The sequence below is a fragment of the Arthrobacter sp. Y3225116 genome (assembly GCF_059091245.1).
Genome location: NZ_JBNHGL010000340.1, coordinates 1 through 2465 on the forward strand (window position 1 = coordinate 1; position 2465 = coordinate 2465).

At 68.8% G+C, this 2465-nt stretch carries 4 protein-coding genes and 1 pseudogene; 3 read left to right on the forward strand and 2 right to left on the reverse strand.

Annotated features, from left to right (window positions below):
- Positions 1-2: 2 nt before the first annotated feature.
- Positions 3-248, reverse strand: coding sequence for a hypothetical protein (locus tag AC5RV2_RS17050; RefSeq protein WP_494093325.1), 246 nt, complete (start codon positions 246-248; stop codon positions 3-5).
- A 157-nt stretch (positions 249-405) separates the two neighbouring features.
- On the opposite strand from AC5RV2_RS17050, the gene AC5RV2_RS17055 reads away from it, so the two are divergent.
- Positions 406-966: a hypothetical protein gene (locus AC5RV2_RS17055; RefSeq protein WP_494093326.1), complete on the forward strand. Its 561-nt coding sequence runs from the start codon at positions 406-408 to the stop codon at positions 964-966.
- A gap of 4 nt (positions 967-970) precedes the next feature.
- On the opposite strand, the gene AC5RV2_RS17060 is transcribed toward AC5RV2_RS17055, so the two are convergent.
- Positions 971-1186, reverse strand: a complete 216-nt coding sequence (locus AC5RV2_RS17060; RefSeq protein WP_493979122.1) for a helix-turn-helix domain-containing protein — start codon at positions 1184-1186, stop codon at positions 971-973.
- 237 nt (positions 1187-1423) lie between these two features.
- Between AC5RV2_RS17060 and AC5RV2_RS17065 the strand changes: the two genes are divergently transcribed.
- Positions 1424-2071, forward strand: coding sequence for an SAF domain-containing protein (locus AC5RV2_RS17065; protein ID WP_494093327.1), 648 nt, complete (start codon positions 1424-1426; stop codon positions 2069-2071).
- Positions 2068-2465 (forward strand): annotated as a pseudogene (locus AC5RV2_RS17070) (chromosome partitioning protein); the annotation flags it as partial. The gene AC5RV2_RS17065 and the pseudogene AC5RV2_RS17070, both read left to right, overlap by 4 nt.

Here is a 2465-nt window from a genome sequence, read left to right on the forward strand (position 1 = left end):
AGTTAAGACGTGTGATCTTCCGATGTGGTCTTGGCCAGCACCGCGCAGGCCGCCGCTGCCGCCATGCCCAGGAGCAACCAACAGAGCACGGCCGCGCCGGCTCCGATCGACAGGAGCGCCAGCAGGTCCTGGTAGTCCTGCGGAGGCCACGCGGCGCCGGTGGCCAGTTCCCTCCCGGCGAGCATCAGCACGGCTGCACAACCCGTCACCAGCCCTGCGGTTGCCAGATCGGCGGTGGTTCTGAGCATGGGAAGTGCCTCCGGTCCGGACCTGCTTTGATAGCGTTTAGTGCTGTTTGCTTCCATTTGCTTCTGTTTGATCTCCCATAGTGGCAGCGTCGGAGGCTTGTTGTAAACAGTCCGTTTTCGATTGACGGGATTTGGTGCAGGTTCCTAGGCTGGCGCCATGCGTTGGGACGCCCTGTTTGCCGATTTGGAGACCCAGCTACACGCCGCGGACCGGTTGGAGCTGGAAGCGGAGGTGAACGAGCGCGCCCGGATCGAGCTGGCCGCGGTGGGTCTGGCCGACCGGCTTCGGGGGCAGCTGGGCAGCAGTCTGCGCGTCCGTCTGGGCGCAGACCTCAGGTTCGAGGGGACGCTGGCCCATGTCGGATCAACCTGGTTGGTGCTCAACGAGGGAGTGCGGAGCGTGCTCGTCCCGTTGGCCGCTGTCCAACTGCTCGAAGGAATGGGCCGGCATGCGGTCGCCGACCCGACCGGGGCGCGTCGGCTCGGGCTCGGTTCCGCCCTTCGGGCCCTGGGCCGCGACCGCGCACCGGTCACCGTCTACCTGTCGGGCAGCCCCGGCATGCCGGCGGCCGAGGGTGTGGTCGACAGGGTCGGGGCGGACTCCTTCGACGTCGCGGCCGTGCCGTCGGGCGAGGACAGGCGCGCGGCAAATGTCCGGTCGGTCTACACGGTGCCCTTCGCGGCCATTGCGGCCCTCGTGTCGCGCAGCCCGGACTAGATGCTCATTCCGTGGTCGACTTGGCCTCTTCGATCAGCCGCCGCGTCTGGGCGTACTTGTCCTGGATGTACTGGTCGAGCATGACCTGCTCGACGCGCCATTGGCCCCGGCCGCCGATCTGGATGGCCGGAAGTTCGCCGCTTCGAACCAGGGCGTACGTCTGCGACGAGGAGATCTGCAACTCCTCCGCCACATCGGACAGGGTGAGGAACCGTGGCATGGGCAGATCCTTTGGAACGGGGACGGTTTCAGCCATTATGGCACCGTTTGATGCCGTTTGATCCTGCTGGCCCCGTTTGTTCCGAAAGTTTTCCCCAGATCGGGTCCGGGCGGCCGCAACGGTTCCCTTTTCCCGTGGACCACGGCCAGAATGGTGCCACGCGCGGCCTCGGGGCCGGCTCTCGGAGCGCAGCGTGGCTGTCCTTTCGGGGCGCGGGAATAAGGGGGAGGAAGATCCGTGAGCGCTGCCATCGCAGAAAAGACCGTGGCACAGCGGTTGAAACGCCCGTCGTGGAAAGATCCCCGGTTGCTGGTGGGACTGCTGCTGGTGGCGGCTTCGGTGGCCGGAGTGGCCGCGCTGGTCAACAGCGCGGATAAGACCACCGGTGTCTTGGCGGCCAGGACGGACATCGCGGTGGGGCAACCGATCTCCGCCGCGGACGTGGTCGTCGTCGAGGTTCGGCTGGGCGAGGCGGGGGGCCACTACCTGCCGGCCGCAACGGGGCTGCCGGCAGGTGCCGTCGCCACCGCGCTGGTCCGGGGCGGGGAACTGCTGCCGGCTTCCGTGCTGGGTGTCAGCGACGACTTGGACCGGAAACCGATCGGCCTGAATATCGAGAGCCCGTTGCCCGAGGAGGCCGGTCCCGGTTCCCGGGTCGATGTCTGGGTGTCGCTGCCGGACGGACGGAACGGTTTCGAGCAGCCGGAGAGGCTGCTCGAGGCGGCCGAGGTGTCGCAGTTGACGCGCGCCACCACCGCTTTCGGCTCGTCCGGAGCGGAACGGCTGCACGTCCTGGTGGGGGATGACACCATGCCGGCGCTGCTGCATGCCCTCGCCAACGGGGCACGCATCAACGTGGTACTCAACCCGGCCGGCACCCCATGAGCCTGCCGGTCGTCACGCTGGGAACGGCGGCCGCCGACTTCGTGACGGGCCTGGAACGGCTCCATGGACCCGTCACGGTGGTCCGGCGCTGCACCGACCTCGCGGAGTTGCTGGCGGCGGCGCAGTCCGGGCTGGCCCGGGCGGCCATCGTGGCGGGCCGGACGAGGGAGCTCGACGGCAGCGTGCTGGAGCGGCTGCACAGCGCCGAGGTGTCCGTCGTGGCGTTGACCGACGACGGCGGGGAACGCCTCCGGCTCGAAGCGCTCGGCATCCGCACGGGTGCCGAAACCCTCGAACCCGTGGCCCTGGCAGCGCTGGTGGCCGAGTCCGTCGCGCAGCTGGGCGCGCTGACGGCGGCCGGAGCGGCAGCATCAGTCGCCGCGCCGGGACGGGC

Coding starts and splice junctions, on each gene's coding strand:
- AC5RV2_RS17060 (WP_493979122.1), bottom strand. CDS start 1,186: ATGCCACGGTTCCTCACCCTGTCCGATGTGGCGGAGGAGTTGCAGATC.
- AC5RV2_RS17050 (WP_494093325.1), bottom strand. CDS start 248: ATGCTCAGAACCACCGCCGATCTGGCAACCGCAGGGCTGGTGACGGGT.
- AC5RV2_RS17055 (WP_494093326.1), top strand. CDS start 406: ATGCGTTGGGACGCCCTGTTTGCCGATTTGGAGACCCAGCTACACGCC.